23 protein-coding genes are annotated in these 26,262 nt (G+C 33.7%); all 23 read left to right on the plus strand.

Translation table 11 applies throughout. The annotated features are described in order from the left end of the window. The first annotated feature begins 45 nt into the window (after positions 1-45). The 23 genes from CJ739_RS12310 (at position 46) to CJ739_RS12445 (ending at position 26,136) form a co-directional block, all read left to right on the plus strand. Positions 46-843, plus strand: coding sequence for a lysophospholipid acyltransferase family protein (locus CJ739_RS12310; protein ID WP_117175760.1), 798 nt, complete (start codon positions 46-48; stop codon positions 841-843). A gap of 422 nt (positions 844-1,265) precedes the next feature. Then, on the plus strand, positions 1,266-2,912 hold the full coding sequence (locus CJ739_RS12315; RefSeq protein ID WP_117175763.1) for a SulP family inorganic anion transporter: 1,647 nt from the start codon (positions 1,266-1,268) through the stop codon (positions 2,910-2,912). A gap of 509 nt (positions 2,913-3,421) precedes the next feature. Beyond that, complete coding sequence (locus CJ739_RS12320; RefSeq protein ID WP_117175766.1) at positions 3,422-6,037, plus strand: MGH1-like glycoside hydrolase domain-containing protein; 2,616 nt, start codon at positions 3,422-3,424, stop codon at positions 6,035-6,037. A 394-nt stretch (positions 6,038-6,431) separates the two neighbouring features. Further along, positions 6,432-6,779 carry a hypothetical protein gene (locus tag CJ739_RS12325; RefSeq protein WP_117175769.1) on the plus strand — a complete coding sequence of 116 codons (348 nt, stop codon included), beginning with the start codon at positions 6,432-6,434 and terminating at the stop codon, positions 6,777-6,779. A 2-nt stretch (positions 6,780-6,781) separates the two neighbouring features. Beyond that, positions 6,782-7,411 (plus strand): hypothetical protein, encoded by a 630-nt coding sequence (locus CJ739_RS12330; protein WP_117175772.1) that lies wholly within the window; start codon positions 6,782-6,784, stop codon positions 7,409-7,411. Between the two features lie 279 nt (positions 7,412-7,690). Beyond that, positions 7,691-8,482 (plus strand): hypothetical protein, encoded by a 792-nt coding sequence (locus CJ739_RS12335; RefSeq protein ID WP_117175774.1) that lies wholly within the window; start codon positions 7,691-7,693, stop codon positions 8,480-8,482. 158 nt (positions 8,483-8,640) lie between these two features. Continuing rightward, a complete protein-coding gene (locus tag CJ739_RS12340) occupies positions 8,641-9,075 on the plus strand; it encodes a hypothetical protein (RefSeq protein ID WP_117175776.1) in 435 nt (144 codons plus the stop codon). A 413-nt stretch (positions 9,076-9,488) separates the two neighbouring features. Then, positions 9,489-9,917: a copper resistance protein NlpE N-terminal domain-containing protein gene (locus CJ739_RS12350; RefSeq protein WP_117175782.1), complete on the plus strand. Its 429-nt coding sequence runs from the start codon at positions 9,489-9,491 to the stop codon at positions 9,915-9,917. Positions 9,918-10,246: 329 nt separating this feature from the next. Next, entirely contained in the window at positions 10,247-11,083 is an 837-nt protein-coding gene (locus tag CJ739_RS12360) for a hypothetical protein (RefSeq protein WP_117175788.1), read from the plus strand. A 246-nt stretch (positions 11,084-11,329) separates the two neighbouring features. Beyond that, on the plus strand, positions 11,330-11,740 hold the full coding sequence (locus tag CJ739_RS12365) for a hypothetical protein (RefSeq protein ID WP_117175791.1): 411 nt from the start codon (positions 11,330-11,332) through the stop codon (positions 11,738-11,740). A gap of 506 nt (positions 11,741-12,246) precedes the next feature. Further along, a complete protein-coding gene (locus CJ739_RS12370; protein ID WP_162880202.1) occupies positions 12,247-12,861 on the plus strand; it encodes a hypothetical protein in 615 nt (204 codons plus the stop codon). A gap of 373 nt (positions 12,862-13,234) precedes the next feature. Further along, positions 13,235-14,224 (plus strand): energy transducer TonB, encoded by a 990-nt coding sequence (locus tag CJ739_RS12380; protein ID WP_117175799.1) that lies wholly within the window; start codon positions 13,235-13,237, stop codon positions 14,222-14,224. Positions 14,225-14,512: 288 nt separating this feature from the next. Beyond that, positions 14,513-14,893, plus strand: coding sequence for a hypothetical protein (locus CJ739_RS12385; RefSeq protein ID WP_117175802.1), 381 nt, complete (start codon positions 14,513-14,515; stop codon positions 14,891-14,893). A gap of 404 nt (positions 14,894-15,297) precedes the next feature. Beyond that, complete coding sequence (locus CJ739_RS12395; RefSeq protein WP_117175808.1) at positions 15,298-15,828, plus strand: outer membrane beta-barrel protein; 531 nt, start codon at positions 15,298-15,300, stop codon at positions 15,826-15,828. 246 nt (positions 15,829-16,074) lie between these two features. Further along, positions 16,075-17,262 carry an IS4 family transposase gene (locus CJ739_RS12400; protein ID WP_117175812.1) on the plus strand — a complete coding sequence of 396 codons (1,188 nt, stop codon included), beginning with the start codon at positions 16,075-16,077 and terminating at the stop codon, positions 17,260-17,262. Positions 17,263-17,473: 211 nt separating this feature from the next. Beyond that, positions 17,474-18,079, plus strand: a complete 606-nt coding sequence (locus CJ739_RS12405) for a hypothetical protein (RefSeq protein ID WP_117175815.1) — start codon at positions 17,474-17,476, stop codon at positions 18,077-18,079. Positions 18,080-18,303: 224 nt separating this feature from the next. Continuing rightward, positions 18,304-18,987, plus strand: coding sequence for a DUF5041 domain-containing protein (locus CJ739_RS12410; RefSeq protein ID WP_117175818.1), 684 nt, complete (start codon positions 18,304-18,306; stop codon positions 18,985-18,987). Between the two features lie 272 nt (positions 18,988-19,259). After that, on the plus strand, positions 19,260-19,910 hold the full coding sequence (locus CJ739_RS12415) for a hypothetical protein (RefSeq protein WP_205419361.1): 651 nt from the start codon (positions 19,260-19,262) through the stop codon (positions 19,908-19,910). An 834-nt stretch (positions 19,911-20,744) separates the two neighbouring features. Further along, positions 20,745-21,275: a hypothetical protein gene (locus CJ739_RS12425; protein WP_117175825.1), complete on the plus strand. Its 531-nt coding sequence runs from the start codon at positions 20,745-20,747 to the stop codon at positions 21,273-21,275. A 209-nt stretch (positions 21,276-21,484) separates the two neighbouring features. Next, complete coding sequence (locus CJ739_RS12430; protein ID WP_117175827.1) at positions 21,485-22,168, plus strand: DUF5041 domain-containing protein; 684 nt, start codon at positions 21,485-21,487, stop codon at positions 22,166-22,168. Between the two features lie 390 nt (positions 22,169-22,558). Beyond that, positions 22,559-23,656, plus strand: coding sequence for a tetratricopeptide repeat protein (locus tag CJ739_RS12435; protein ID WP_162880203.1), 1,098 nt, complete (start codon positions 22,559-22,561; stop codon positions 23,654-23,656). 276 nt (positions 23,657-23,932) lie between these two features. Next, on the plus strand, positions 23,933-24,958 hold the full coding sequence (locus CJ739_RS12440) for a hypothetical protein (protein ID WP_117175831.1): 1,026 nt from the start codon (positions 23,933-23,935) through the stop codon (positions 24,956-24,958). Positions 24,959-25,224: 266 nt separating this feature from the next. Further along, entirely contained in the window at positions 25,225-26,136 is a 912-nt protein-coding gene (locus CJ739_RS12445) for an alpha/beta hydrolase family protein (protein WP_117175833.1), read from the plus strand. Positions 26,137-26,262: the final 126 nt, after the last annotated feature.

The following is a 26,262-nucleotide window of genomic DNA, read 5'->3' on the forward strand; positions in this document are numbered from 1 at the left end:
GATTTATTACATTTGTAATATCTAACCAATATTGACGTGTGATTTATGGGATTGTTTAAAAGAAATCCATTCGGCCATATCCTTTTTATAAAAAAGTGGCTTATTAGAATTTTAGGGGCGCTTACACACAGGCGCTTCCGAGGATTTAATGAGCTCCAAATTGAGGGCTCAGAAATTATTAAAAACCTACCGGACAAAAACGTTCTGTTTATTTCCAATCACCAAACTTATTTTGCCGATGTCGTGGCGATGTTCCATGTGTTTAATGCCAGTTTAAGTGGGCGTACGGATTCCATTAAAAACGTAGGATATTTGTGGAACCCAAAACTGAATATCTATTACGTGGCAGCCAAAGAAACCATGAAAGCAGGGTTGCTGCCTAAAATTTTAGCCTATGTGGGTTCTATTAGTATTGAGCGTACATGGAGGGCCGAGGGACAGGATGTCAACCGCCAAGTAAAGATGAGCGATATTTCCAGTATCGGTAAAGCTTTGGACGATGGTTGGGTTATTACCTTTCCGCAAGGTACCACAACGCCCTTTAAACCGATTAGAAAAGGAACTGCCCATATTATAAAACGTTACAAACCCGTGGTCGTACCTATTGTTATTGATGGGTTTAGAAGATCGTTTGATAAAAAAGGCTTGCGTATTAAAAAGAAAAACATTCTGCAATCCATGGAAATAAAAGAGCCATTGGTTATTGATTATGAGAATGAATCTACCGACGATATTGTAAAACGTATTGAATACTCCATAGAGCAACACCCGTCTTTTTTAAAAGTGATTCCCCAAAAGGAACTGGAAGCGCAAGAGGCTTTGAACAAACTTCGGGAGTGGTGAGACGTGAGACTTGAGACGTGAGACGGGAGACGGGAGACGTGAAAGGCAAATCGTTGAATTGTTTGTCGTTGAAGCGTTTAAGAGTTGAAGCGTGAGACGTGAGACGTGAAAAGTGAAAGGAAGGCTTGTCGTTTAAAAAACATCTTTCTAACCTCTAGTGTACAGTGTTCAGTATTCAGTGTTCAGTGTTCAGTGTTCAGTTCAGGGACGTACATTCATCACCCATCATTCATCACTAATCATTCATCATCCATCATTCATCACGAATCATTCATCACCCATCATTAATCATTAATCAAACCGACCTCTGAATATAGTTGGTTTTTTGTCATGCACTTAAAAAAAATAATTAACTTCGTGATTGGCTATTTTAAACTTCAATAATCTGAATATTGCTAGTATTTGGGTTGTTTTATGACACCATGAAAAAAGAATTTATTCCCAAATTGTTTTCTCTTATAAAAGAAGGCATTTCTAAAGAGACTGTTGTAAGGGATGCACTTTCTGGGGTTATCGTGGGAATCGTAGCCCTTCCGCTTGCCATTGCTTTTGCCATTGCTTCTGGTGTGTCTCCGGAAAAAGGGATTGTAACGGCTATTATTGCAGGTATTATCATCTCAAGTTTTGGTGGCAGCCGCGTGCAAATAGGTGGCCCAACAGGGGCTTTTATTGTCATTGTTTATGGCATTGTTCAGGAATTTGGAATGAACGGATTGACCATCGCCACTTTTATGGCTGGGTTTATAATCATAGGTCTGGGCTTGGCACGTCTGGGTAACTTGCTAAAATTTATTCCCTATTCGCTTATTGTTGGTTTTACAAGTGGGATTGCCTTAATTATTTTTTCATCACAAGTCAATGACTTTTTCGGTTTGCATATCGCCAAAGTCCCTGCGGATTTCTTTGATAAATGGCAGGTCTATTTTGAGCATTTTAATAAAGTGAATTGGTATGCCGTGGCAATTGCTGCCGTAACCGTCCTTATGACTTTATATTTTCAAAAGTTTATAAAGAAAATACCTGGGTCTATCGTTGCTATTTTATTGTCGACCATTGTTGTTAAGATGTTTGAAATTCCTGTAGATACTATAGAAAGTAATTTTGGTAACATTCCGAATCATTTTAGTGCGCCATCATTACCGCATGTGGATTTCGAAACCGTAAAATTACTCATCGCACCTGCTTTTGCCATTGCTTTATTGGGTAGTATCGAATCCCTGCTTTCGGCAGTGGTATCCGATTCTATGATTGGGGGCAAACACCGATCCAATGTCGAATTAATAGCGCAAGGTGCTGCAAACATTGTATCGTCATTATTTGGTGGTATACCCGCTACAGGGGCTATAGCAAGAACGGCCACCAATGTTAAAAATGGCGGTAGAACGCCGATTGCAGGCATCGTTCATGCATTGGTTTTATTGTCCATCATGCTGTTGTTTGCACCGTATGCCAAGTTGATTCCGCTTTCTTGTCTTGCAGGTATTTTAATGGTCGTGGCATACCACATGAGCGAATGGCGCCAATTCAAATCCATTTTAAGGGGGAATAGCATGGATATTATCATTTTATTAACCACGTTTTTCCTTACGGTGATTTTCGACTTGGTTATCGCCATCGAAATAGGTATTGTGCTTTCCAGCTTTATGTTTATGAAACGCATGAGTGAGTCTGTGCTTGTTGAAAACATCACAACGGATACTGTAAGCGGCGAACATTTATTTGATGAAGAGCTTCTGGACTTACCCAAGGATGTGTTGCTATATGAAATAAACGGGCCTTTGTTTTTTGGAGCGGCACGCCAATTTCAGGAAACCATCACCAATACCCATTTTCAGCCTAAAGTGATCATCATCCGGATGCGCTATGTGCCTTTAATAGATGCTACGGGCTATCAAAGTTTAAAGGAAATCATCAAATCTTACCAAAAGCGAGATGTCAAAGTTATTTTGTCCGGGATACGCGACACATTAAAAAGCGACTTCGAAAAGAATGGGGTGTATGCCGTTTTGGATGCCCAATTTATAGTGGCTGATATCAAAGAGGCTATTAGAATAGCTGGGGGAGGTTGATTGTTGAAGCGTGAGATGTGAGACGTGAGATGTGAGACGTGAAGCGTGAAAGGCAAATCGTGAAGGTAGGGTCTTGCTCACTTCTTGGGTTCGGTTCAGTGTTCAAGGTTCCGGGTTCTGGGTTCAAGGTTTTTGGGCTCTCAATTCCAAATTCATTATCCATAATTCTGAATTCTGAATTCTGAATCAGCAACTGTCTAACCAGTCTAACCTTCTAACCAGTCTAACAATCTAACCAATCTAACAATCTAACCAGTCTAACAATCTAACTTACATGCCTACGACTTCATTAATTTATCATCCATTTTTTTACGAGATATTAAAAGATTTATAGTAAAAATAGCAATTAGGCAATACTTATAATAGGGTGAACGACTTCAAAAAAAAAGTCATATTTTTATTCTAAAGCCTATTAAAAGCTATAGTTTTGAAGTCCGTTATAATGACAGTTTGAAGTTTGTTTTTAGGCTTTACATTTTTAATACATACAACTCTCATACCCGAAATATATGATTCAAAAAGGTTCTGAAGCAGAAAGATTGGCAGTGCCCAACGCCTATAAAAACTGGAAAAAATGGGGGCCATACCTGGCAGAAAGACAATGGGGAACCGTTAGGGAAGATTACAGTATGCATGGTGAGTCATGGGAGTTTATAGACCATGAAAAAGCGCGTAGCAATGCCTACCGTTGGGGCGAAGAAGGCATAGGTGGTTTTTGCGATTCGCGGGAAATCCTGTGTTTGGCACCGGCATTCTGGAATGGTAAGGATCCTATTTTAAAGGAACGCCTCTTTGGACTTACCAACAACCAAGGAAATCATGGGGAAGATGTTAAGGAACTTTATTTTCACCAAGTGTCTTCGCCAACGCATTCCTATTGCAAGTACCTTTATAAGTATCCGCAAAACGAATTCCCGTATGGTGATTTGGTAAACGGCAATCGGAAAAGCCGTGAGGATTATGAGCATGAATTATTGGATACAGGAGTCTTTAAAAACAATGCCTATTTTGATTGTTATATTGAATACGCCAAAGCCAATGTCGATGATATCCTTATGAAGGTGACAGTAGTAAATCGGGGAACTAAAGCTGCCGATATCCATGTGTTGCCACATTTGTGGTTTCGTAACTTTTGGAAACACAACAAGCGTTATGCACGCCCGAGTATGAAATCCATTTCGGGAAACAAGGTGCAATCCAGAAGCATTAGAAATGGCAGGTATTACCTGTATCATGAGGACGGCGAACAGTTATTCTGTGAAAACGAAACCAATAATGAGCGTATATATAATTTTCCTAATGATGTCGATTATGTAAAAGATGGCATCAACGACCACGTGATAAACGGTGAGGCTACGGTCAACCCCGAAAAGACAGGTTCTAAATTCGCCGTTTGGCACCAGTTAAACCTAAAGCCTGGTGAAGAAAAAAGCATCAGGCTACGTTTAAGCAAAACCAAGATAAAAGACCCTTGGGCAGATTTCGATGCGGTATTCCACCAACGCATCAGCGACTGTGAAGCTTTTTATACCGAAACCATTAAAACCGACATTCCCGAAGCCCACCAAGCCATTGCAAAAAGTGCTTTTTCGGGCTTGTTATGGACCAAGCAATTCTATTATAACGATGTGTTTAAATGGCTGTTTGGAGGTCCGGGGGAAGCTGCCCCCAATCGGGCGAACATGCGTAATTACAATTGGCAGCACCTTACCAACAGACACGTTATTTCCATGCCCGACAAGTGGGAATACCCGTGGTATGCCGCTTGGGATTTGGCGTTTCATATGGCGTCGTTTGTAGAAATCGATCCTTTTTTTGCCAAAGAACAGTTGTTGTTAGTGTTGCAGGAAAACTATATGCACCCCAACGGACAAATTCCAGCTTATGAGTGGAATTTTAGCGACGTGAACCCGCCCGTGCATTCGTATGCCGTTTGGAACGTGTATGAAAAAGATAAAAACTATACGGGCAGAGGCGACACCGAATTTTTGGAAAAAGCCTTTCAAAAACTGCTGCTCAACTTTACGTGGTGGGTCAACCAAAAGGATAAGAATGGTACCGATCTGTTTGAAGGAGGCTTTTTAGGTTTGGACAATATTGGGGTGTTCGACCGCAACCACATGCCACCGGGGATTACCAGAATGCAGCAAGCGGATGCCACCAGTTGGATGGCGCTATTTACGCTTAATATGCTGCGTATGTCACTGGAACTGGCAAAAACCAACAAAATTTATGAGGAAGCCGCGGCTAAGTTTTTTAGGCATTTCCTTAATATCGCTTGGGCGATGCACCATATAGGTAAAAAGGACATTTCGCTTTGGGATGATGAAGATAATTTTTATTACGATGTGGTAGAAATGGCAAATGGCACGACCAATCGCTTAAGGGTACGCTCTTTAGTAGGTGTGATTCCTATGTTTGCCGTAGAGATAATGCATAAGGATTTGTTTGAAGAGTTAAAGGACTTTAGGCTGAGGGCCAACGAAATTATAAGAACCCGACCCGACCTGGCGTCATTAATCTCGAATTTAGACGACACCAATGCCGATGGCAACTACCTGTTCTCCATCATGCGTGGGTTTAGATTGGAGCATTTGTTGATACGTTTGTTGGATGAAAACGAGTTCCTCTCCGATTACGGGATTCGTTCCCTGTCCAAGTACCACGAAGCGCACCCGTTTGTGTTTGAGCATCACGGACACTACCAAATTCAGTACGAACCGGGTGAGAGCCGTTCCAATATGTTTGGCGGTAATTCCAATTGGCGTGGCCCTATCTGGATGCCTTTAAATTATATGATCATTCAGTCGCTACGTAAGTATTACACTTTTTATGGTGATAGTTATCAGTATGAGTTTCCTACGGGCTCGGGTCATAAACTCAACCTCAAACAGATTGCTAACGAACTGACCAAACGCTTAATAAAACTGTTTGAAGTTAATTCCGATGGTAAGTTTCAATACCACGCCGACGACCCCAACCACGTGTTTTCAAAAGACGAACATTTTAAAAACCTGCACTTGTTTTACGAGTTTTTTGATGGTGACACGGGTAAAGGCCTGGGTGCGTCACATCAAACGGGGTGGACTGCGTTGATTGCGAATTTGATTATGGAAGTTGAGTGATGAGGTTATGAGGTTATGGGGTTATGAGGTTAGATAGTTAGATTGCTGTTTTATTAAACCATGACAAACCTAGAACTTAGTGCCTTTCACGATTCCCTTTTCACGATTTTTGCTCGGCTATGGGTTTGGGGTCTATTTTTTGGATGGGGGTTTGTTCGAACAAAGGGCGAACATGGGTGGGATTAAACTAAATAAACATGGTTTTAAAAAAGAAATATGTTTTGAAAGTTTTTAAAGCATTTATTTATATATTGCATGGGATAAGAATTTTCATCTTTTTGAAAGAGGAAGAAAGAAGGTGAAAAACTAATGATGTTTTACTGTATTTATGTGATATGGATAGTGGATGTTACTTTATAATGAATTGGCATAATATAAAACGACTGAGACAATAATGAATATATTAGAAAGAGCTGAACAAGGACAATCGTTTTTAGTGGCTGACGATGGACAGTTTTTAGGAAAGTTGAGTTTAAACCAGTACGATTCAGAATCTATATCAAACAAATACGGATCATATGGAAGTCAATATGCTTCAACTTCTATTAATAATCAGTATAGTAGTTATGGAAGTAGATACTCTTCATTAAGTCCATACAACCAATATACTAGCACACCTCCGACAATATATTTAAAAGGACGAAAATATGGTTATCTAACAAAAAACAAATACAAATCAGGAGTAACTCTTGATCCTGATAACTTAGTTAATTGGATGCGTTCAAATAATTTAAATTACTAAATATGGAGTTTAGTGAATATTTAAAGCTCTTAGGTGCAATATTAACTTCAGTAGGCGGAGCTACAGTAGTAATTATTGCACTATCAAAATGGTTTGGGGATTTTTTGTCTAAAAGGTTATTAGATAATTATAATAACAAGCATAAAACAGAATTAGAAGGTATAAAAATTAAATATCAAGGAGAACTTGAAAAAACTAAAACGGACCTAGAAAAAGCAAAGTCACAATTTATACGCTATTCCGAAAAACAATTTGACCTGTATAATGACCTTTGGAAAGTGCTTTTATATACCAAACATCAAGCAGATGAATTATGGGCAAGTGCTATTCCAGAAAAAATTCCTGCATTTGGAGAACAGATTAAATTAACAAGAGATGCTATTGACGATAATTTATTGCTAATTGAAGAAGAGCATTACGATAAGCTTATCGAATTGATTACTCAATTTGACCAATTTCAGTTTGGTAAAATTAAGTTAGTTGAAATAAGAAGTAAACCATTAGAAGAGAGAGAAAATATTACAACAGAACAAGCCAAAAGGACTATAAATCAAAATAAAAGAACAAAAGAAAATTTTGATAATCTTTTAATGGAAATTGGTCAGTCATTTAGAAATCAAATAAAAGGATGAATACAGTGTCCAATATTGGTTGCACAAGCCCATAATTTTATAAAAAACAAGAAATAAAAGCGCCCTTTTAAGGGCGTTTGTTTTTTATGGAAGTTATGCAATCTAAGTTCAAGACTGTTGTAAGGCCTTAAACATGGCCTATGATGGCTTTTCAGCAAAAAGCAGAGACCTCGGTAAATCCATAGGCGAAAAAGTAATATATTGCATACATAAACGATATGCTCCGATGGAGTTGCTGTTTGTTGTGGTTATACGATTGTTGGCACTCATATAAAAAAAATGAAATTTGAAACTTCTAACTCTGAATTTTTACTCCCTTTTTTAATCGTAATTGGAATTTCTGTACTTTTTGCGATTTACATCTTAAGACATAAAAAGGAAAAAATTAAGTTTTTCTTATACAGGTCAATTGTTATTTTCTTAATTATATATTTTCCAATTGTGGAGTATTGGTCGATATGGACTTCGTGGAGTATTTGGCCAAATGATTTCTCTCCCGAAAACCAAAGTATATTATCCAGTTCCAGCGGAATAGCTTATGGCAATTATCCGATACTAAATGGAGTGTTTAATCTACTAAGTATTATTTCTGAACTATTATTAACATTCTCAATAATTCTATTTATTTCATTAATTAATACACACGTTCAAAAAAACAAAATTCTGAATTGGATACCTTTAATAAATATTTTCAGCATTGGAATAATTCTTTCTAAAGTTTATAAATTTAAATGGTCATTTAAGATAATTGTTATTTTTTGGGCATTAATCACTTTCATGTGGGTGTATTATAGATTTTTAGCTTTTCCTCTTTATTTATTAGGCATTGATAGTATTACCATTCTAGATAAGATTTTGTTTCCTGATTTTAACGAAACGCAACTATTGGAAGACGATTATATAATTGGATATACATATTTAGCTGACATTTTGAAAATAATACTACCTGCATTAAAATTTATTAGCGGATTGTTAACTTTAATAATTGTTAAAAAAATACAAGTGCCACCACCGGTAACCGTTGCACAAGCCCATAATTTTATAAAACAAGATATAAATGCGCCCTTTTAAGGGCGTTTGTTTTTCATGGAAGTTTATTGTAATCTTAGTTCAAGGCGATTAGAGTGTAGTAAAACATGGCCTATGAGGCTTTTAAGTAAAAAGCAAAGACCTTTGTAAATCCATAGGCGAAAAAGTAATATATTGCATACATAAACGATATGACTACGATGAAATTGCTGTTTGTTGTGGTTATACGATTAATAGATGCAATTTGGCAAAAAATGAACAATCGAACTATAGAAATAACATCTCGCTTTGAAAAATCTTGGAGCGATACAGAAAAGATTTTTGATATGCTATTGGAAAATGGATTTGAAAGATTATTTCCAGTTCGTCAATTTATTATAGAATTAAAAGAAAAAGGAGAAAATCAAAATTTCAGAATTGGAACTTCAATGTATCGACTTATTTTTTCTCGCTCTATCGAACACGGATTGCGTGACGACCAAAAACAGTTAATGATTGATACTCTTGATAAGAATGATTATCAAATAGTTTTAAGAGACGGATTTAAAAAATATAGAGAATACAGAATTATCGACCTGAATGATATCAAACTGACTAAATTATTGGAAACTCTAAAAGGAACTTTAGTAGACTAAATTATGGCATGTCAAATCTGTCCGAATTGTAAAACAGATGCTTTCAATTGGAAAGTGGATAAAGAAGAGTCACCTCTAACAATTTGGGATTGTGGAAATTGCAATTATCGTGCATTCGAGAATGAATCTGACGAACGGAATTGCACAAAATGCGGAAAGAAAACGGAATCGAAATTAAAAGATGACAAAAAAGAATATTGGTGGTGTTCGAATTGTAACACGACTGAAAAAAAAAAACAGCACCTCTAACTACGGTAACTGTTGCACAAGCTCATAATTTTATAAGAACAGGACACCTCTTGTAAGTCCATAAGTAAAAAAGTAATATATTGCATGTGTAAAGAATATAATTACAATGGTGCAGCTGTTTGTTGTGGTTGTTTAATTGTTGTAATGCATTTAAAAACAGACCGATGAAACTCATAATAACTACTTTGTTTTTAATTTCTAGCTTGACAATATTCTCACAATCTAACCAAATAATTGGCGATTATATTCGAACTCTTGGAGATGAAGAAGCGCACATAATTAAATATAAACTGACCTTAAATCAAGATGGGACTTTCTTTTTTCATTCATATTCAAATAATAAAAAAGGGATTCCTCCAGAGGTGAATAAATACGGAAAAGGGACATGGAAAGCGGATAAAAATATCATATCGTTTTTCACAGATAAAAAAAATGACATTGACGAAAAACATAATTTAGATTTTGAAAATTCCAAAGCGAGGTTTATATCTAAATCCCCAAGAGATAAAACAGACAAAATAATTAAAACCAGTCTTCGGTTTTTTGAATCAAAAATATTTTGGATTGAAAAGCTGCAGATTTTTAAAGAATAAAAAACGCATTACAACACCGTTTAAGCGCAATAACGGTGAATTTATGTTTGAATAAAAACCAGTTGTCAACACAGTAGCCTTTGCGCAAGCCCATAATTTTATAAAACAAAATATAAATGCGCCCTTTTAAGGGCGTTTGCTTTTTGTGGAAGTTTTGCAATCTAAGATCAAGGCTGTTATAGCGCAGTAAAACATGTCCTATAATGGCTTTTAAGCAAAAAGCAGAGACCTTTATAAATCCATAGGTGAAAAAGTAATATATTGCATACATAAACGATATGACTACGATGGGGTTGCTGTTTGTTGTGGTTGTATGGGTGTTGTACGCAATGATGAAAAACCTACTTATAATATTCATTCTTCCATTAATCTTTACAGCTTGTAAAGAAAATTCAAAGGACACTAAACCGATTGAAAAACTGGAATTCTATTCTGACAATAGCAATTTGACTTTCAAAAAGAGAGTGATACTTGAGAATTGTGATAGCCTTTTTTATTTCTACAGAAACGGACAAATATTTAAAAGAGGGAAAATCCAAAAAAACGAAAAGCCATTCGGAATTTGGAATTTATACTCAAATGATGGAAAATTAAGGGAAATTAGAGAATGGTTTGTGATAGACGGACATTCGAGAATGAATAGAGCTTGGTTTCTTGATAAAAAAGGAGACACACTTGCTTGGAGAGATCAAGATTCGATTTTTAACCAAAAAGAATTTGTAAATGACACTTTAGGAACACGAGCAACCAACTACAATGTTTTCGACTTTAACAAAGACACTATCGACTTAAATGAACCAATTCGTGGAGTTGCATATTGTAATTCTCGTCGGATAAGAGATTATGATTCTCAAATCAGAGTCTTTTTCCATAGCGAAAGTGAAAATTTCAATTCACCTTTTCCAAATGACAGTCTGATTAGAACAGACCATTTTGACAACTTAAAAACTGATACTATTAATCAAAAATGGTTTACTGATATTAACCCTAAAAGATATGGTCACGTATCAATTTTTGGAAGTTGGTTTAAAAAGCCAGGGAAAAAACTTTTAAGAGGATATATGGAAGAATACTCTTATGGACCTTTTAAGGATAAAGAAATTGACAGTATGACTGCAAGAGTTTATTTTGAGAAAACGATTTACGTAAAAGACACGATTAAATGAAATCACTGCGTACAACACCGGTAACCAGCTCTACGAAGCCAGCTCAGCATTCTGTGACTTCGTAGCAATATTATAACTAAAGTAAACATATATAAGAAACTACATTTTGCAATAAGGCGTGTTTTTTTATTTAATAGCTTATTAAAAAGTAATATATTGCATACATTATACGATATAACTACGATGGGGTTGCTGTTTGTTGTGGTTATATGATTGTTGTACACAAGCTAAAAACCGAGAATTGAATTGAATAAAAAGATATTAATTGGAACTCTAATCGGAGTAATTTTATTCTCATTTTTCGGATTTTGGATTTCGGGTTTCTTCTTATTTGAAAGTCCGAATGAATTAATAATCAAAAAGGAATGTGATTACGAAGGATTACGGAAAGTCGTTATGTATGAACTAAATGGAAATGCAGTAACGAATGGAGCAATTCACATTTCTGCATCTGATTGTTCTGAAAATAAAATTGAAAACTCTGAATTAATATTTACTGTTAGCTCATCGAATATTAAAATATCGGACGTAAATTTTGAGTGGACAAGCTTTGACACTTTGACAATTAGATACAATAAAAAACTAGAGATTTTCAAACAAAAAACAGAATCGGAATCTGTAAACCCAAAAATAATATTTGAATATATAGCAGACTAAATGAAAACATTTCGATTCATATTAATTGTAATTCTATCAATAATAATATTGCTGACAACTTATTTTATAATTGACAGATATGTATTTAATCCAAATATGAAAGGAATTAGTCCTGTCGATATTAAAAACATTTTGACTTATTTAATTTTGCCTTTAATTATTTCAATTTTAATAATTTGGTTTATTGAGAAATGGACAAAAACAATAAAAAAATAAAAGCCAGTGTAAACACCGCATAAAATTAATTACTAATGCAAGACTACTTACGAAAATACTCGTGGATTTTCTATTTGGTTTGTATTTGCTAAATTTGGTGCTTAAAACACGCAATTATTGATATGCAACCCAAGGTTGAGACTTTGTTTCAAATAGCTAGTGTACTAAAGATAGATGTTAGAAAATTGTTGATTTCAATAGAAAGAACTTAAATAGGTTAGGGGTTGGTAAAGGAGCTTTGTTTGGTGAATGAAGGATGCTGTTAGATGTATATAAAGGTTGGTCAAGATATGAGAAAAACGGTATTGTTAATATTCGGAATTACAATCTTGCAGGTAAATAGTTCTTGTAAATCTCAATATTCTGCGACCGAATTGAACAACAACTTTACGGCTGAACAAATATCGGACTTAAAAAAAATAACCGATTTTTTTAAAAAAGAAATGTGTCTTTATATGGACTCTGATTTCAAAACTTGTTATAAGCAGATTCCACACGAATATTTAGAAGCTACAGGAAACCCTTTTTGGATTAATATAAATTTTGAAAAACAAAAAGAGTTATACAAACAAATCTCCAAATCGACTTTTGATGAAATATGGATGTTTTGTAAATCGAGAACGTATCCAGATGGGTTAGAATCAAAAAGTCTTTGTGCAAATGCAACTGGAAAATACCAAAAGTTTCTCTCTGATTTAGGAGGGATAAATCCAAGAGTTGCGAAATATGCTGAAGGAATTAATGCTTCTGGAGATTTCAGCCCTATGGATTTTCATTATTGGAATGTTCTTAAAATCAAAAAATATTTCGATTTAGACGATCCAAATATCCAACTGATTTTAGCAATCCATTACTTATCTCTAAACGACCAGGAAAAAAGGAAAGACAAATGGGAAGAGGAATAAAAGAATACTATGGACAACACCATTAGTTTTTATGCCATAACATTAGAAAAACCACGGCACCTTTAGTTTTTGCCAACGCACAAACCGCCCCTAAAACCCAAAAGCGCACAATCTCCCCAACCCTTCCAAACCATTACAGTTATGAGTTTCTACTTCTTGGATGCCTAGCTTGATGCTCTTTAAACTGCCAGCTCTTTCAATATTAGAAAAAGTAATCATATATAAGAAACTACATTTTGCAATAATGCGTGTTTTTTTATTTAAGAGCTTATTAAAAAGTAATATATTGCATACATAAACCATATAGCTACAATGGGCTTGTTGTTTGTTGTGATTATATGATTGTTGTAACACATTTGACCAAATCAACAAAATGAAGAAATACAAATTAAACATTCTGACTTTTTTACTTTTAATTCCAATTTTTGCGATTGGACAAATACCAAAAGGACATTTTTTAGATGCCGACAAAACAGCTGAAAGAGGATATAAAGTAAAACCATTCAAACAAGAAAAAGAAGGAATTTATCATTATGCAGTATTGACAGAATTACCATTTGAAAACAACTGCGAATCTGGACTTTCAGAAAAAGAGCAAATTGCTTGTTCTGAAAAGAATTTAAGAAACTTTATTTACCCTAAACTTTCTTCAGAACTTAATTTCAAGGGGAATGTATATGTTTATTTAACTATAACAGAAGATGCACAAATTACTGATATAACTGTAAATTCATATCCAAATTCGGAATCAACAAATAATTTAATAGAGGAAGCTATTAAAACGGTGGAATTTAAACCAGGTAAATTTGAAAACGAAATTGTAAAATCAAGACTTTGGACTTCTTTTACATTTCCTTCATCATCAAAAGAACTTTTTTCGGAATCTTTTGAAAAGATGGAACAAGATGAAAATCCTGAATATAAAAACTATGAAAATTTAATTTTTGATGCGAGTAACTACATTTTCTCAAACCCTATATATCCCAATGGAACTGAATTTGGAGCTGCAAACAAAATTATTGGGTTTTGGAAAAATAAAGATACAGGGCTAAACATCCCAATAGGTAGTGATTTCTACAAAGTATTAACTAACCAAAATCAACAACAGTATTTATACATGATTGCTATGATGAATTATTCACTTGACCAGAAAATAAATCATAATAGAATTTTAGAATGCAAACCAAAAGAAGGGCAAAAATATAGTGAACAAGAAGATGTTAAAGAAGTTCAACTTGGCGGAGCTAAAATTTTATTGGAATTTATAGGTAACGAAAAGAACAACGTTCCAATGACTTCTAAAACAAAAAAATATTATAAAGCTTACGAAAAGAATAAATTAGACAAACAGTTATTTGAATAAAAAACGTGTTACAATAACTAGCGTTAGTGTGGTCGGTACGACCAAACATGAACGCCCTGTTGAGTTAACCGGTTCTTAGCCCGTTAGACCAGCTCTTTAAAATCTGTGACATCGTGGCAATATTAAAACTAAAGTAAGCATATATAAGAAACTACATTTTAGACTAAGGTGTGGTTTTTTATTTAATGGCTTATTAAAAAGTAATATATTGCATACATAAACGATATGGCTATGATGGGGTTGCTGTTTGTTGTGGTTATATGATTAATAGATGCAATTTGGCAAAAAATGAACAATCGAACTATAGAAATAACATCTCGCTTTGAAAAATCTTGGAGCGATACAGAAAAGATTTTTGATATGCTATTGGAAAATGGATTTGAAAGATTATTTCCAGTTCGTCAATTTATTATAGAATTAAAAGAAAAAGGAGAAAATCAAAATTTCAGAATTGGAACTTCAATGTATCGACTTATTTTTTCTCGCTCTATCGAACACGGATTGCGTGACAACCAAAAACAGTTAATGATTGATACTCTTGATAAAAATGATTACCAAATAGTTTTAAGAGACGGATTTAAAAAATATAGAGAATACAGAATTAGCGACCTAAATGATATCAAACTGACTAAATTATTGGAAACTCTAAAAGGAACTTTAGTAGACTAAATCATGGCATGTCAAATCTGTCCGAATTGTAAAACAGATGCTTTCAATTGGAAAGTGGACGAAGAAGAGTCACCTCTAACAATTTGGGATTGTGGAAATTGCAATTATCGTGCATTCGAGAATGAATCTGACGAACGGAATTGCACAAAATGCGGAAAGAAAACGGAATCGAAATTAAAAGATGACAAAAAAGAATATTGGTGGTGTTCGAATTGTAACACGACTGAAAAAATAAAACAGCACCTCTAACTGTTGCACAAGCTCATAATTTTATAAGAACAGGACACCTCTTGTAAGTCCATTGGTAAAAAAGTAATATATTGCATACATAAACAATATAGCTACAATGGGATTGCTGTTTGTTGTGGTTGTATGGGTGTTGTAGGTAATTTTAAAAAAGAACTATGAAACAAAAATTATTGTTGACATTATTATTGATTTTTTCAATTAAATCATTTTCTCAAGATTCAAAATTTAGTCTTGAATTAAATTATCCGGTTCCAATAGACGAGAATTTCGTTGGAAAAAATTATAGCGGAATTATTGACCTTGGTGCTAAATTCAGATTTGCTGAATTAAATCCTTTAAATTTAGGAACTTCTTTAAATAGTGGAATTTTAGTCAATGATTCCCGACCAAATAATGAATTTCAAGACTTTAAAATCACAGCATACATAATTCAACCAAGAATATTTGCGGAATTAGATATTGAATCTATGAAAAATTTTCATCCTTCTGTTGGACTTGGATACACTTTTATAATTTTTGACGCTAAAGGAACTCAAAATGGATTTGACATTTCTGGTGGTAGTCAAACTGAAAGTGGTTTAAACATTAATTTAGGAATTGCTTATGACATAAATGATAAATTGTTTGCCCAAGTTCAATACGATTTTGTGAAAATAAGTCTTGAAAACGAAATTCCTGATATATAATATAATACAAACGTTAATATATTAAAAATAGGTTTAGGCTACCGATTATAAAAATACTACCTACAATAATTAAGCGTTCGTGTGGTCGGTACGACCCAACATGAACGCCCTGTTGGCTGAACTGGTTCTTAGCTCGTTAGACCAGCTCTTGAAGTCAGTGACCAAGGCTGTAAGGAACTTTAAAAGTAATTGAAAAATATACTAGATTTACATTCCTATATATTAACTACACAAATATATAGACCGATGAAAAAAAAGATAACGGTTCATGAGGTGCTCAATTATATCCCAAATGAGAAGCTTGACTTTTTTGCCCGTGAAACATTAGTTGATTGGAACGCCAAAAAGCTACAGGGCAAAGAGCTTTTCAAACTCTGTATTTTTGGCATATTGAACGAGAACAGGGCGAGTTCAAGGGTATTTGAGAGTTTCTACGAGAGCCATTTTTTCTGCAAACATGCTCATATCCCTAAAGGTAAAAAGGTTAGCCATAGTAGTATCTGCGAACGAATAGGAAAAATAAATGTGGACTATTTCGAAAGTCTGTACTATTATACCGTTGGTACCTTTCGGGAGAAACTCAATAAAAAGGACCGGAACAAATTGTGTTTGTATGATTCAACAATAACGAGTCTTTCAGCGTTACTGTTGGGTTTTGGAATGCAAAACGGTCAGAAGAACAAAAAAGGGGAACAGGGAAAGCACAGTATAAAGTTCACTATTGGCTTTGATGGACTGCCTTTTAAGGTAAAGTTCCACAGGGACCAGAAAATGATCAGTGATATTCCGGCGCTAAGCGATATTCTCCAAGAGCATGTCCCCAGCAAAAAGGATATCGCAGTATTTGACAGGGGAATGCAGGATCGTTTGACAATGAAAAAGCTCTCGGACGGTGGCAAATACTTTGTGACACGCATATATAAAGCATCAAAATATGATGTAGTGGAAGGAAGCCATCAAACAGAACTGGATTACGAGAATGGTAATATCAAACTTGACAGGCACAGCCTGGTACACCTTTATAAGAACGGCAAGAAAATGAAAGGTGTTGTATTTAGGCTTTTGGAGGGCACGCTCAAAGCCGACGGGGAACGCATACTGTTCCTTAGCAATTTGCCGGAAGAGGGGTTTACGGCCGAGCAGATAGCCGAGATATACAGGAACCGTTGGGAAATTGAAAAGTTCTTTAGGTTCATCAAACAGGAACTAAATTTCAAGCACTATTTTTCAAGGCAGTGGAACGGGATCCAGGTGATGGTATACATTATCCTGATTGCGTCAATATTATTGCTGACTTATATTAAGCTAAATCAATTAAAGGGGTATAAGATTCCAAAAATCTCATTCTGCAACGCATTACAGAATGAGATGATTGAAAATATTGTGATTCATTGTGGTGGAGATCCCAATAAAATAAGCTCTTATTATTCATGAATAAAAGTTCCTTACAGCCTTGGTCAGTGACTTCGTAGCAATATTATAGCTAAAGTAAGCATATATAAGAGCTACATTTTACAGGTGTAGTTTTTTTTGTTTTTAATACCTTATTAAAAAGTAATATATTGCATACATAAACGATATAACTACAATTGTATAGCTGTTTGTTGTGGTTATATGGGTGTTGGAAACAAGCTAAAACAAACATATGAACTTCATAAAAAAACTCTTCGGAATAAAAAAAAATAATGATGACGGAAATTTTATTGTAGCTACTTTAAATGACAAAATTATGCCTCTCGACAGAAGAGAAATCTATGAAGACCCTTTAGAGGAATTGCTTAAAGCAAACGGAATTGGAGAAGTGACAGGTGGAGGAACTATGCAATTGAAGTCAGGAGAACTTGAATATTGCGATTTAGAAATTAAACTAAATTCAAGCGAAATTAACGAAAACGATATTCAGTTAATTATTAAAAAATTGGAGGAACTTGGAGCGCCAAAAGGCTCAAAACTAACAATAGAAAAAACTGCCCAAAAAATGGAATTCGGACAGAAAGAAGGACTCGGAATTTACATAGACGGAGTGAATTTAGACCCAGAAGTTTACAAAAGTTCTGACATTAACTTTGTGATTTCAGAATTAAAAAGATTGACCAATGACAATTCAGAAATCACAAAATATTGGGAAGGCGGAAATGAAACTGCACTTTATTTTTACTCGAACTCTTTTACTGAAATGAAAGAATCAATTAAGGAATTTGTAAATTCATATCCATTATGTAAAGGAGCAAGAATTGAACAAATAGCATAAAGCCAGTTTACAACACCGTGTCCAAAAAAATTGCTAGTTTTAGCTAACACAAAGTTGGTTGCCTGTTTGCCGGCTTCCGATTTTCCTTCGGACACGAGCTCAGCGAACTGGCGAAGCAAAATCCTCACCCACAAACACACAGCTTTACACGAAATCGTTGTGCGGAAGCATGACCAACACAAACTACCGATTACTACATAAAACAAACATCTTAAATTTTAAATATGAAAAATTATAATTTAAAAAACAATGTAATAAAAAGAATAATATTGATTTCGTTATTTGTTGTGTCTACAAATGCTTTCCATGCCCAAACCTATGAAGTTGATTATTCAAATCCAGATATTACAATGGAAGATATGAATGTTGTATTGGAAACATTAAAAATGAATGTTTATAAATTTAGTCTTCACCTTCCAGATACCCTGAAATACAAAGTTTGTTTATTTTTAGAAGAATACGAAGACAAAGAAATGTTAAAAGAAAAAGTAATTTGGTGCACAACATCTCCCTATGTCACACTGAGAAATGGAGAAAGAATATCTAAGCCATTTGACGGAGCTAGATTTATAGTTAAAGAAAATAAAGATGATTTTTTGTTAAATATTAGAATGGGAGATTTTGGGATACCTGACTATAAAGTGCCAATTGATTCCATTTACTCAAATAAACATATGTCAAGCAAGTTCACAATAGAAAACAACACGACCTTACAAGAAGGAAAGACTCCTTTAATTTTAATAGGTTCATCCTGGGAATCTACATCAAAAGATGGTTCAACTTCAATGTTAAGATTCTGTTTGGAAAAGGAATTAGCCCCTGATTATTCTAATGAAGCTTTCGATATGATGCCCCATTATTTTATAGTTGGGTTAAACGTAACTAAGCAAGAAGAAGAGGAGGATTAAATTTTATACGCTAACAATTTAAATGCCAGTGCATAAATGATATAACTACAATGGTGCTTTTGTTTGTTGTGGTTGTAAAAGATATATGTTTTGAAAGTTTTTATAACATTTATTTATATATTGCATGGGATAGGAATTTTCGTTGGTTTGAAGAAAGGGTGATGGAGGGAGAAACCGATGAGAGCCAGATTTGCGGGTAGGGGCCATGGGTGTTACAGACAATTTTAAAGACAGACAAGACTTAAAGAAATATGGGATTAGACATGCGACCAATGGGGAAACCCAAACCAGGATTTGAAAAAAGGTTCGTTGAAATATTTGAAATGGTTTCCCAAGACAAAATACCACAGCCGACATTTTTCGACAAGTTGAAAGGAAAAAAACTACCAACAAAGGACGAATTGTTACAAGAGTGGTTTGCAAACCAAATTCAAACCTATGAGACAATTAAAGCTCCAAGAGTTGGACGTGACAAAGAAGCAGACGAATGGATAAAAGCTAAATACAATGAACTAGAGCAAAAACCACCTTACAACGACTTTTTAAAAGAACACGAAGGATATTATGTTATAGAACTTGCAAAAGAACAAGACGGAGTTCCAGTTTATATAGCACTAGGACAAGACGAAAATGTATTTCGTGGAGAGTTTTTAAGGGACTGTGAAGACTTAATAGGTGAAGATTTAGTAAGTGAAGCGTGGAACACAAAAATGGCGACTGATACCTTAGACTATGGAAACAGACTGATGGAAGTAGCCGACAAATTAGCTAAACAACATAAATTGCAATACTTAAAATCGCAACGACTTCCACCAGACACAGACGAAGACACAATTGAAAATAAATTGCATATTCTATTTTCGTTAGCAAAATGGTTAATTTTTTATGGTAAAAACGGACATGGATATGAAGCAGACTTTTGACAGAAAAACTGCCTGTAATAACTAGCGTTCGTGTGGTCGGTACGACCCAACAAGAACGCCCTGTTGACTGAACCGGTTCTTGGCCCGTTAGACCAGCTCTTGAAGTCAGTGACTTCGTTGCAATATTAAAGAAAAAGTAAGCATATATAAGAAACTACATTTTGCAATAAGGCGTGTTTTTTTATTTAATAGCTTATTAAAAAGTAATATATTGCATACATAAAGAATATAACTACAATTGAATAGCTGTTTGTTGTGGTTGTATGGGTGTTGTGTGCAAGCTTGAACTTAACTAATGAATGAACTTTATAACTCAATTTTATGATAAATTATTTCTTAGGTTTTATAAGCTTGGAAAGCCTGGAGGTGAACCAAAGGTACTTGCTATGATTTTGACCAGTACAATTCAAGCAACTAATATTCTATTGATTTTGACCTTCCTCGTATTTATCTTTGACATAGAATATCTGATTGACAAGTTGCCTCTGACTTCGATTCTAATGTTTGGTGGAAGTATAATTTTTAATTTTTATAGATATCAAATTAATGGACAAACAGAAATTTTGATAGAGAAAGGAATTGAAATTAAAAATATTACAATCTTATTGAGCATAATATTTTTATTTATATCGATGGTATTTCCTTTGATTATGATATATCTTTTCAATGAAGTTTTTTAAAAAAGCCAGCACACAACACCGTGTAACCCGCATTGCTTCTGATTTTCCTCATCGGAAAATCCTTGCAAGAGCGAAAGCCCGTTCTTTTTAACTATTTTAGAGACCAAAACCAAGCAACGACAGGTTACACAAACCGTTAGTCAACATTTGAGAAATGACCGAAAATCAACTAAAATCTGATAAACAATATGCTGCTTATCTTGCAAGAAAGTTTTTTAGCGGACAAATTTCAAAACGGGAAATTTTAGATCAGTTTCCTGAATATGCAAAGGATTTTAAAATGAGACTTTTATTTGACCGAATTAAGAAAAAACCAAGACAAAGTTGGTTTTTCGGAGTTTCAAAAAAAACGTATGAAAAATTTATAATTGAAACCTATGAAATAATTGAAGACTTGGAATCTGAAAAATTTAGATTAAAGACAATGAAAAGGCTCTTCCAAGAATTATGGCTTCAATCGACTAATAGCTCTGAACCAATTCAATGTATGTCCATTTTATTACACGAAGTAGCTAAATCAACGACCAATTCTAAAGAGGAAATAAGAAGATACTTAAATTTACTCATTAGTAAAAAATATATAAATAGAATATCAGACAAACCACTACTTTATGAATTTACTGAAAGCGGAAAGGAAATAAAAACTGACTTGGATATTGAAAAAATAATAAAAAACGTTGCCTAAGCCGTGTATAAAAAATTGCTAGTTTTAGCTAACACAAAGTTGGTTGCCTGTTTGCCGGCTTCCGATTTTCCTTCGGACACGAGCTCAGCGAACTGGCGAAGCAAAATCCTCACCCACAAACACACAGCTTTACACGAAATCGTTGTGCGGAAGCATGACCAACACAAACTACCGATTACTACATAAAACAAACATCTTAAATTTTAAATATGAAAAATTATAATTTAAAAAACAATGTAATAAAAAGAATAATATTGATTTCGTTATTTGTTGTGCCTACAAATGCTTTCCATGCCCAAACCTATGAAGTTGATTACTCAAATCCAGATATTACAATGGAAGATATGAATGTTGTATTGGAAACATTAAAAATGAATGTTTATAAATTTAGTCTTCACCTTCCAGATACCCTGAAATACAAAGTTTGTTTATTTTTAGAAGAATACGAAGACAAAGAAATGTTAAAAGAAAAAGTAATTTGGTGCACAACATCTCCCTATGTCACACTGAGAAATGGAGAAAGAATATCTAAGCCATTTGACGGAGCTAGATTTATAGTTAAAGAAAATAAAGATGATTTTTTGTTAAATATTAGAATGGGAGATTTTGGGATACCTGACTATAAAGTGCCAATTGATTCCATTTACTCAAATAAACATATGTCAAGCAAGTTCACAATAGAAAACAACACGACCTTACAAGAAGGAAAGACTCCTTTAATTTTAATAGGTTCATCCTGGGAATCTACATCAAAAGATGGTTCAACTTCAATGTTAAGATTCTGTTTGGAAAAGGAATTAGCCCCTGATTATTCTAATGAAGCTTTCGATATGATGCCCCATTATTTTATAGTTGGGTTAAACGTAACTAAGCAAGAAGAAGAGGAGGATTAAATTTTATACGCTAACAATTTAAATGCCAGTGCATAAATGATATAACTACAATGGTGCTTTTGTTTGTTGTGGTTGTAAAAGATATATGTTTTGAAAGTTTTTATAACATTTATTTATATATTGCACGGTATAGGAATTTTCGTTGTTTTGGAAAAAGGGTGAGAGAGGGAGAAACTGATGAGAGCCAGATTTGTGGGTAGGAGCCATGGGTGTTAGGGTGTAATGGACTGGAGCGCATAAAACAGGGGTTCTTATAAAACTATAATTAAAAACGTATATAGTATTGCATATATAGACAGTATAACTACAATTGTATGGCTGTTAGTTGTGGTTGTATGGGTGTTGTAGACAATTATGAAAAAAATATTGCTAACATTAATAATTTGCCTTTTGAGTGTAATTAATTATGCCCAAGAAAACATTACGTCTGAATTAGAAAAGGCGTACGGAGAAGAAAAATATGATTTGATAATTTCCGAGCATTCTGACAAAGTAAGCGAATACCCAGCGAAAGCGATTTACTATGTTGCTGTGGCTTATTATATGAAAGCGAATGACAATAAAGTATTGGAATTAATGGATTTGTCAATACAAAAGGACAAAACCGACCCTGATACGTATTTCATTAAGGGTATGACTTTTAATTATATAGGGCAATTCGACAAAGCGATAGAATCTTTCAACAAAGCTATTGAACTGGACTCAACAAACTCAAACTATTTTAGTGGTTTGGGAGATTCATATTTTAGTCAAGAAAAATATGACAAGGCACTTTCCGTATATCGGACAGCAACAGAAAAAAACGAACCGATTGACCGACCATTCACAATGATTCCGCAAATTTATGCGGAATTGAACCAACCTGAAAAAGCTTTGGAGGCGTTCTATAAATCAAAAGCTACAATTTCAAAAGAATCGGATTCATACATAAACGCGTTATACAATATTGGACTTTATGAGTATCTAAATAAGGAATATAACAAATCCGAAATTGCATTTAAAGAATTGATAGAATTAGTGCCAAATGACTATCATTCTCATGCTAAACTAATTCAAGTTTATTATGGCAAAAAAGAGTACGAAAAAGCAAAACCACTTAAAGATATGCTTTACAAAGCTTATGAACAAGGAAAATTAACAGACAATCTTAAAAGTATGTTTTGTTTTGACCAATTCGAGTGGAATGGAAAGCTGATTTTTGCTTATGAACGATTTGCAGTTAAAGAAGGAGAATTATATTATAAGCATATATTCTATGTTCCTAATGAAAAAGGAGAAACTGAATTTACGATACAAACGGAAAATTCACCAATTTCTGTAGAATTGGGCGGCCCAAAATATGCAGTTGGAATGGATAGAAATGGAACTCATTCCACTTTTGTTTTCATTGATGAGAATTTTAAGTATGATGACTTAAAAAAAATAGTTATAAAAATTATTGATAAACAAATAGAACCTTCAGCCAGTTCAAGAAAAGGAAAAAAATAACTGTGGGTAATAACTAAACGTTCGTGTGGTCGGTACGACCCAACATGAACGCCCTGTTGACTGAACTGGTTTTTAGCTCGTTAGATTAGCTCTTTGGTGTCTGCGTCTTCTTAGCAATATTAAAGCTAAAGTAAGTATATATAAGAGACTACATTTTTACAGTAAGGTGTAGTTTTTTATTTAATGGCTTATTAAAAAGTAATATATTGCATGTATAAAGAATATAACTACAATTGAATAGCTGTTTGTTGTGGTTAGACAATTGTTAGGCAACATATGAAAAAAACATTCGGAATATTATTTACAATTTGCCTGTTGTTGTTTAATTGTTCTAAATCGGCAGACAATTCTGACCGTAAAAGTGACCTGTCAAATTATGATTTTAATGGAAAAATAAAATCTGTAAAATCTGAACTTTTCAATCTAATTATAGAGAAAGACACTTTTAAAATCGGAGAAAAAATAAATTCACTTGCATTTGACCGAAATTATCTTCTTGAATTTAATGAACTCGGAAACTTGACTTCAATGAAAGAGTTTCTTTCCAATGGTAAAGTAATTAACGAAGAAATCTACACTTACGATAAAAATGACCTATTAATTAAAAGAAAGGAAATTGATAATTATGGTAAAGGTTCATTTTTAGACTTCGAATTTAATTATGACACTAAAGACAGTTTGACTCGCATTTTAATATCCAGCGATGGATTTAAAAGAGTTCTAAAAATTGAGCGAGATAGCAATAATCGCCCAATAAAAAGAGAAACAATTCAAAATGATACAGTCCAATTGACTTACATTGTAAAATATGACCAAAAGAACAATTTGATTTCTGAAAGTCAATTTAGATATAAAAACGTACCAGTAAAATTAATCGAAAGAAGTTTTAATAATCGAAATCTGAAAGAAACAGAAAAGGTTACCGAGTATAGAACTTGGGACACAATCAGAATAGAAAACAAATACTTTTATGATAAGAACAATAAACTAAGCGTTGAGAAATTCAATATAGAAAACGATTCAACCTTTGACGAAACAAAAAATAAATATTACAAAAACGGAGAACTAAAGGAGTCAATTACAGAAATTGGAGATAATGAATTCGCTCTTATAGAAATAAATCTATATAATGAAAATGGGGATTTGTTTAAAAAAACGGTCAAAACAAGTGACGGAAAAACGAACGATGTTTGGATGTATGATTTTAAATACGATTTAGAAAATAATTGGATTGAAAAAATTGAATTTAAAAACGATAAACCGTTAAGAATAGTAAAACGGACAATTGAATATTATAAATAAAATACGTTGCCTAACACCGTATCCTATGAAAAGCACTGGCCTAGTTCCCAAAGTTAATATTTATTTTTAATTATCAGCTTTAAGAAGGCTATGGCTTAGCAGCAATATAAAAGGAAAGCATATATAAGAAACTACATTATTCAATAAGTGTAGTTTTTTTATGTAAATACCTTATTAAAAAGTAATATATTGCATACATAAACGATATAACTACGATGGGATTGCTGTTTGTTGTGGTTGTATGAGTGTTATAAAAAAAATATTACATGAAAAAACTACTAAGAAATTTTACTGTCCTTTTACTATTATTGGATACCAGTTCAGCAATTGCCCAAATAAATCGAAATGTTGAAAATTTGATTTCTACAGAGAGTTATAATTTATATAAACCAAACAAAATTGAAGCTGTTTTAATATTATTTGGTGGTTTTACAGAAAACGGAGAAATGATTGAAAATGAATTTAAAATAACAGACATGGCTCTAGAAATGAATACTGCAGTTATCTATATGAATTTTAATAGAATACTTTGGTTGGAAGAATCTGAAAAAGTGAATTTAGGGAATGACTTAAAACTTTTATTTAGTTCAAACAATATCCCTAAAAATAAAATTGTAATTGGCGGGTTGTCTTCCGGTGGTAGTTTGGCTTTACTTATTAGTGATTTTCTAACCAAGAATTCTGATTTTGACATTAAACCAACTGGGGTATTCTTAGTTGATTCACCAATTGACCTCGCAGCATTATACAGGATTACAGAGGAAAATATAACAAATAATTTTTCTGAAGCATCTGTAGGTGAAAGTACTTTCATTCATAATTATTTCAAAAGTAAACTTGGTAATCCCAACGAAGAAATAAAATTATATGAGAAATATTCAGCTTTTACTTTCGAAACGAGTAATTATAAAAATATTGAAAACCTTAAAAATACTAATCTTAGATTTTATTCTGAGCCAGATAAAGAATGGTGGAAAAAGAATATGGGTGTTGAATACGAGCAAATGAATGCTTTTCACATAGAAAGATTATCTAAGTTTTTAAAAGATAATAATTATAAATATTTAGATTATATCACTACTAAAAATAAGGGATACAGATCTAATGGTGAACGCAATCCACATAGCTGGTCTATAATTGATAAAAAAGATTTGTTAGAGTGGACACATGGGGAATAATAACTATTTACAACACAGGTACAATGTGTATAAAACATAGCTAATAAGTGCTAAATCGGAAGGTTAGTCCTTATTTAAAAAGACCGCCAAATTTTTAAATTTGGCTTTTAAAAATATTAAGTTAAA

It is taken from the genome of Mariniflexile sp. TRM1-10, assembly GCF_003425985.1.
Classification (GTDB): Bacteria; Bacteroidota; Bacteroidia; order Flavobacteriales; family Flavobacteriaceae; genus Mariniflexile.

What these genes read in the sequence shown, in the direction of transcription:
- CJ739_RS12315 (WP_117175763.1), top strand. Translation starts at nt 1,266, where the DNA reads ATGAAAAAAGAATTTATTCCCAAATTGTTTTCTCTTATAAAAGAAGGC.
- CJ739_RS12350 (WP_117175782.1), top strand. Translation starts at nt 9,489, where the DNA reads ATGAAACTCATAATAACTACTTTGTTTTTAATTTCTAGCTTGACAATA.
- CJ739_RS12395 (WP_117175808.1), top strand. Translation starts at nt 15,298, where the DNA reads ATGAAACAAAAATTATTGTTGACATTATTATTGATTTTTTCAATTAAA.
- CJ739_RS12385 (WP_117175802.1), top strand. Translation starts at nt 14,513, where the DNA reads ATGAACAATCGAACTATAGAAATAACATCTCGCTTTGAAAAATCTTGG.
- CJ739_RS12335 (WP_117175774.1), top strand. Translation starts at nt 7,691, where the DNA reads ATGAAATTTGAAACTTCTAACTCTGAATTTTTACTCCCTTTTTTAATC.
- CJ739_RS12330 (WP_117175772.1), top strand. Translation starts at nt 6,782, where the DNA reads ATGGAGTTTAGTGAATATTTAAAGCTCTTAGGTGCAATATTAACTTCA.
- CJ739_RS12430 (WP_117175827.1), top strand. Translation starts at nt 21,485, where the DNA reads ATGAAAAATTATAATTTAAAAAACAATGTAATAAAAAGAATAATATTG.
- CJ739_RS12400 (WP_117175812.1), top strand. Translation starts at nt 16,075, where the DNA reads ATGAAAAAAAAGATAACGGTTCATGAGGTGCTCAATTATATCCCAAAT.
- CJ739_RS12360 (WP_117175788.1), top strand. Translation starts at nt 10,247, where the DNA reads ATGATGAAAAACCTACTTATAATATTCATTCTTCCATTAATCTTTACA.
- CJ739_RS12410 (WP_117175818.1), top strand. Translation starts at nt 18,304, where the DNA reads ATGAAAAATTATAATTTAAAAAACAATGTAATAAAAAGAATAATATTG.
- CJ739_RS12310 (WP_117175760.1), top strand. Translation starts at nt 46, where the DNA reads ATGGGATTGTTTAAAAGAAATCCATTCGGCCATATCCTTTTTATAAAA.
- CJ739_RS12405 (WP_117175815.1), top strand. Translation starts at nt 17,474, where the DNA reads ATGAACTTCATAAAAAAACTCTTCGGAATAAAAAAAAATAATGATGAC.
- CJ739_RS12415 (WP_205419361.1), top strand. Translation starts at nt 19,260, where the DNA reads ATGGGGAAACCCAAACCAGGATTTGAAAAAAGGTTCGTTGAAATATTT.
- CJ739_RS12320 (WP_117175766.1), top strand. Translation starts at nt 3,422, where the DNA reads ATGATTCAAAAAGGTTCTGAAGCAGAAAGATTGGCAGTGCCCAACGCC.
- CJ739_RS12380 (WP_117175799.1), top strand. Translation starts at nt 13,235, where the DNA reads ATGAAGAAATACAAATTAAACATTCTGACTTTTTTACTTTTAATTCCA.
- CJ739_RS12445 (WP_117175833.1), top strand. Translation starts at nt 25,225, where the DNA reads ATGAAAAAACTACTAAGAAATTTTACTGTCCTTTTACTATTATTGGAT.
- CJ739_RS12340 (WP_117175776.1), top strand. Translation starts at nt 8,641, where the DNA reads ATGAAATTGCTGTTTGTTGTGGTTATACGATTAATAGATGCAATTTGG.
- CJ739_RS12425 (WP_117175825.1), top strand. Translation starts at nt 20,745, where the DNA reads ATGACCGAAAATCAACTAAAATCTGATAAACAATATGCTGCTTATCTT.
- CJ739_RS12325 (WP_117175769.1), top strand. Translation starts at nt 6,432, where the DNA reads ATGAATATATTAGAAAGAGCTGAACAAGGACAATCGTTTTTAGTGGCT.
- CJ739_RS12370 (WP_162880202.1), top strand. Translation starts at nt 12,247, where the DNA reads ATGAGAAAAACGGTATTGTTAATATTCGGAATTACAATCTTGCAGGTA.
- CJ739_RS12440 (WP_117175831.1), top strand. Translation starts at nt 23,933, where the DNA reads ATGAAAAAAACATTCGGAATATTATTTACAATTTGCCTGTTGTTGTTT.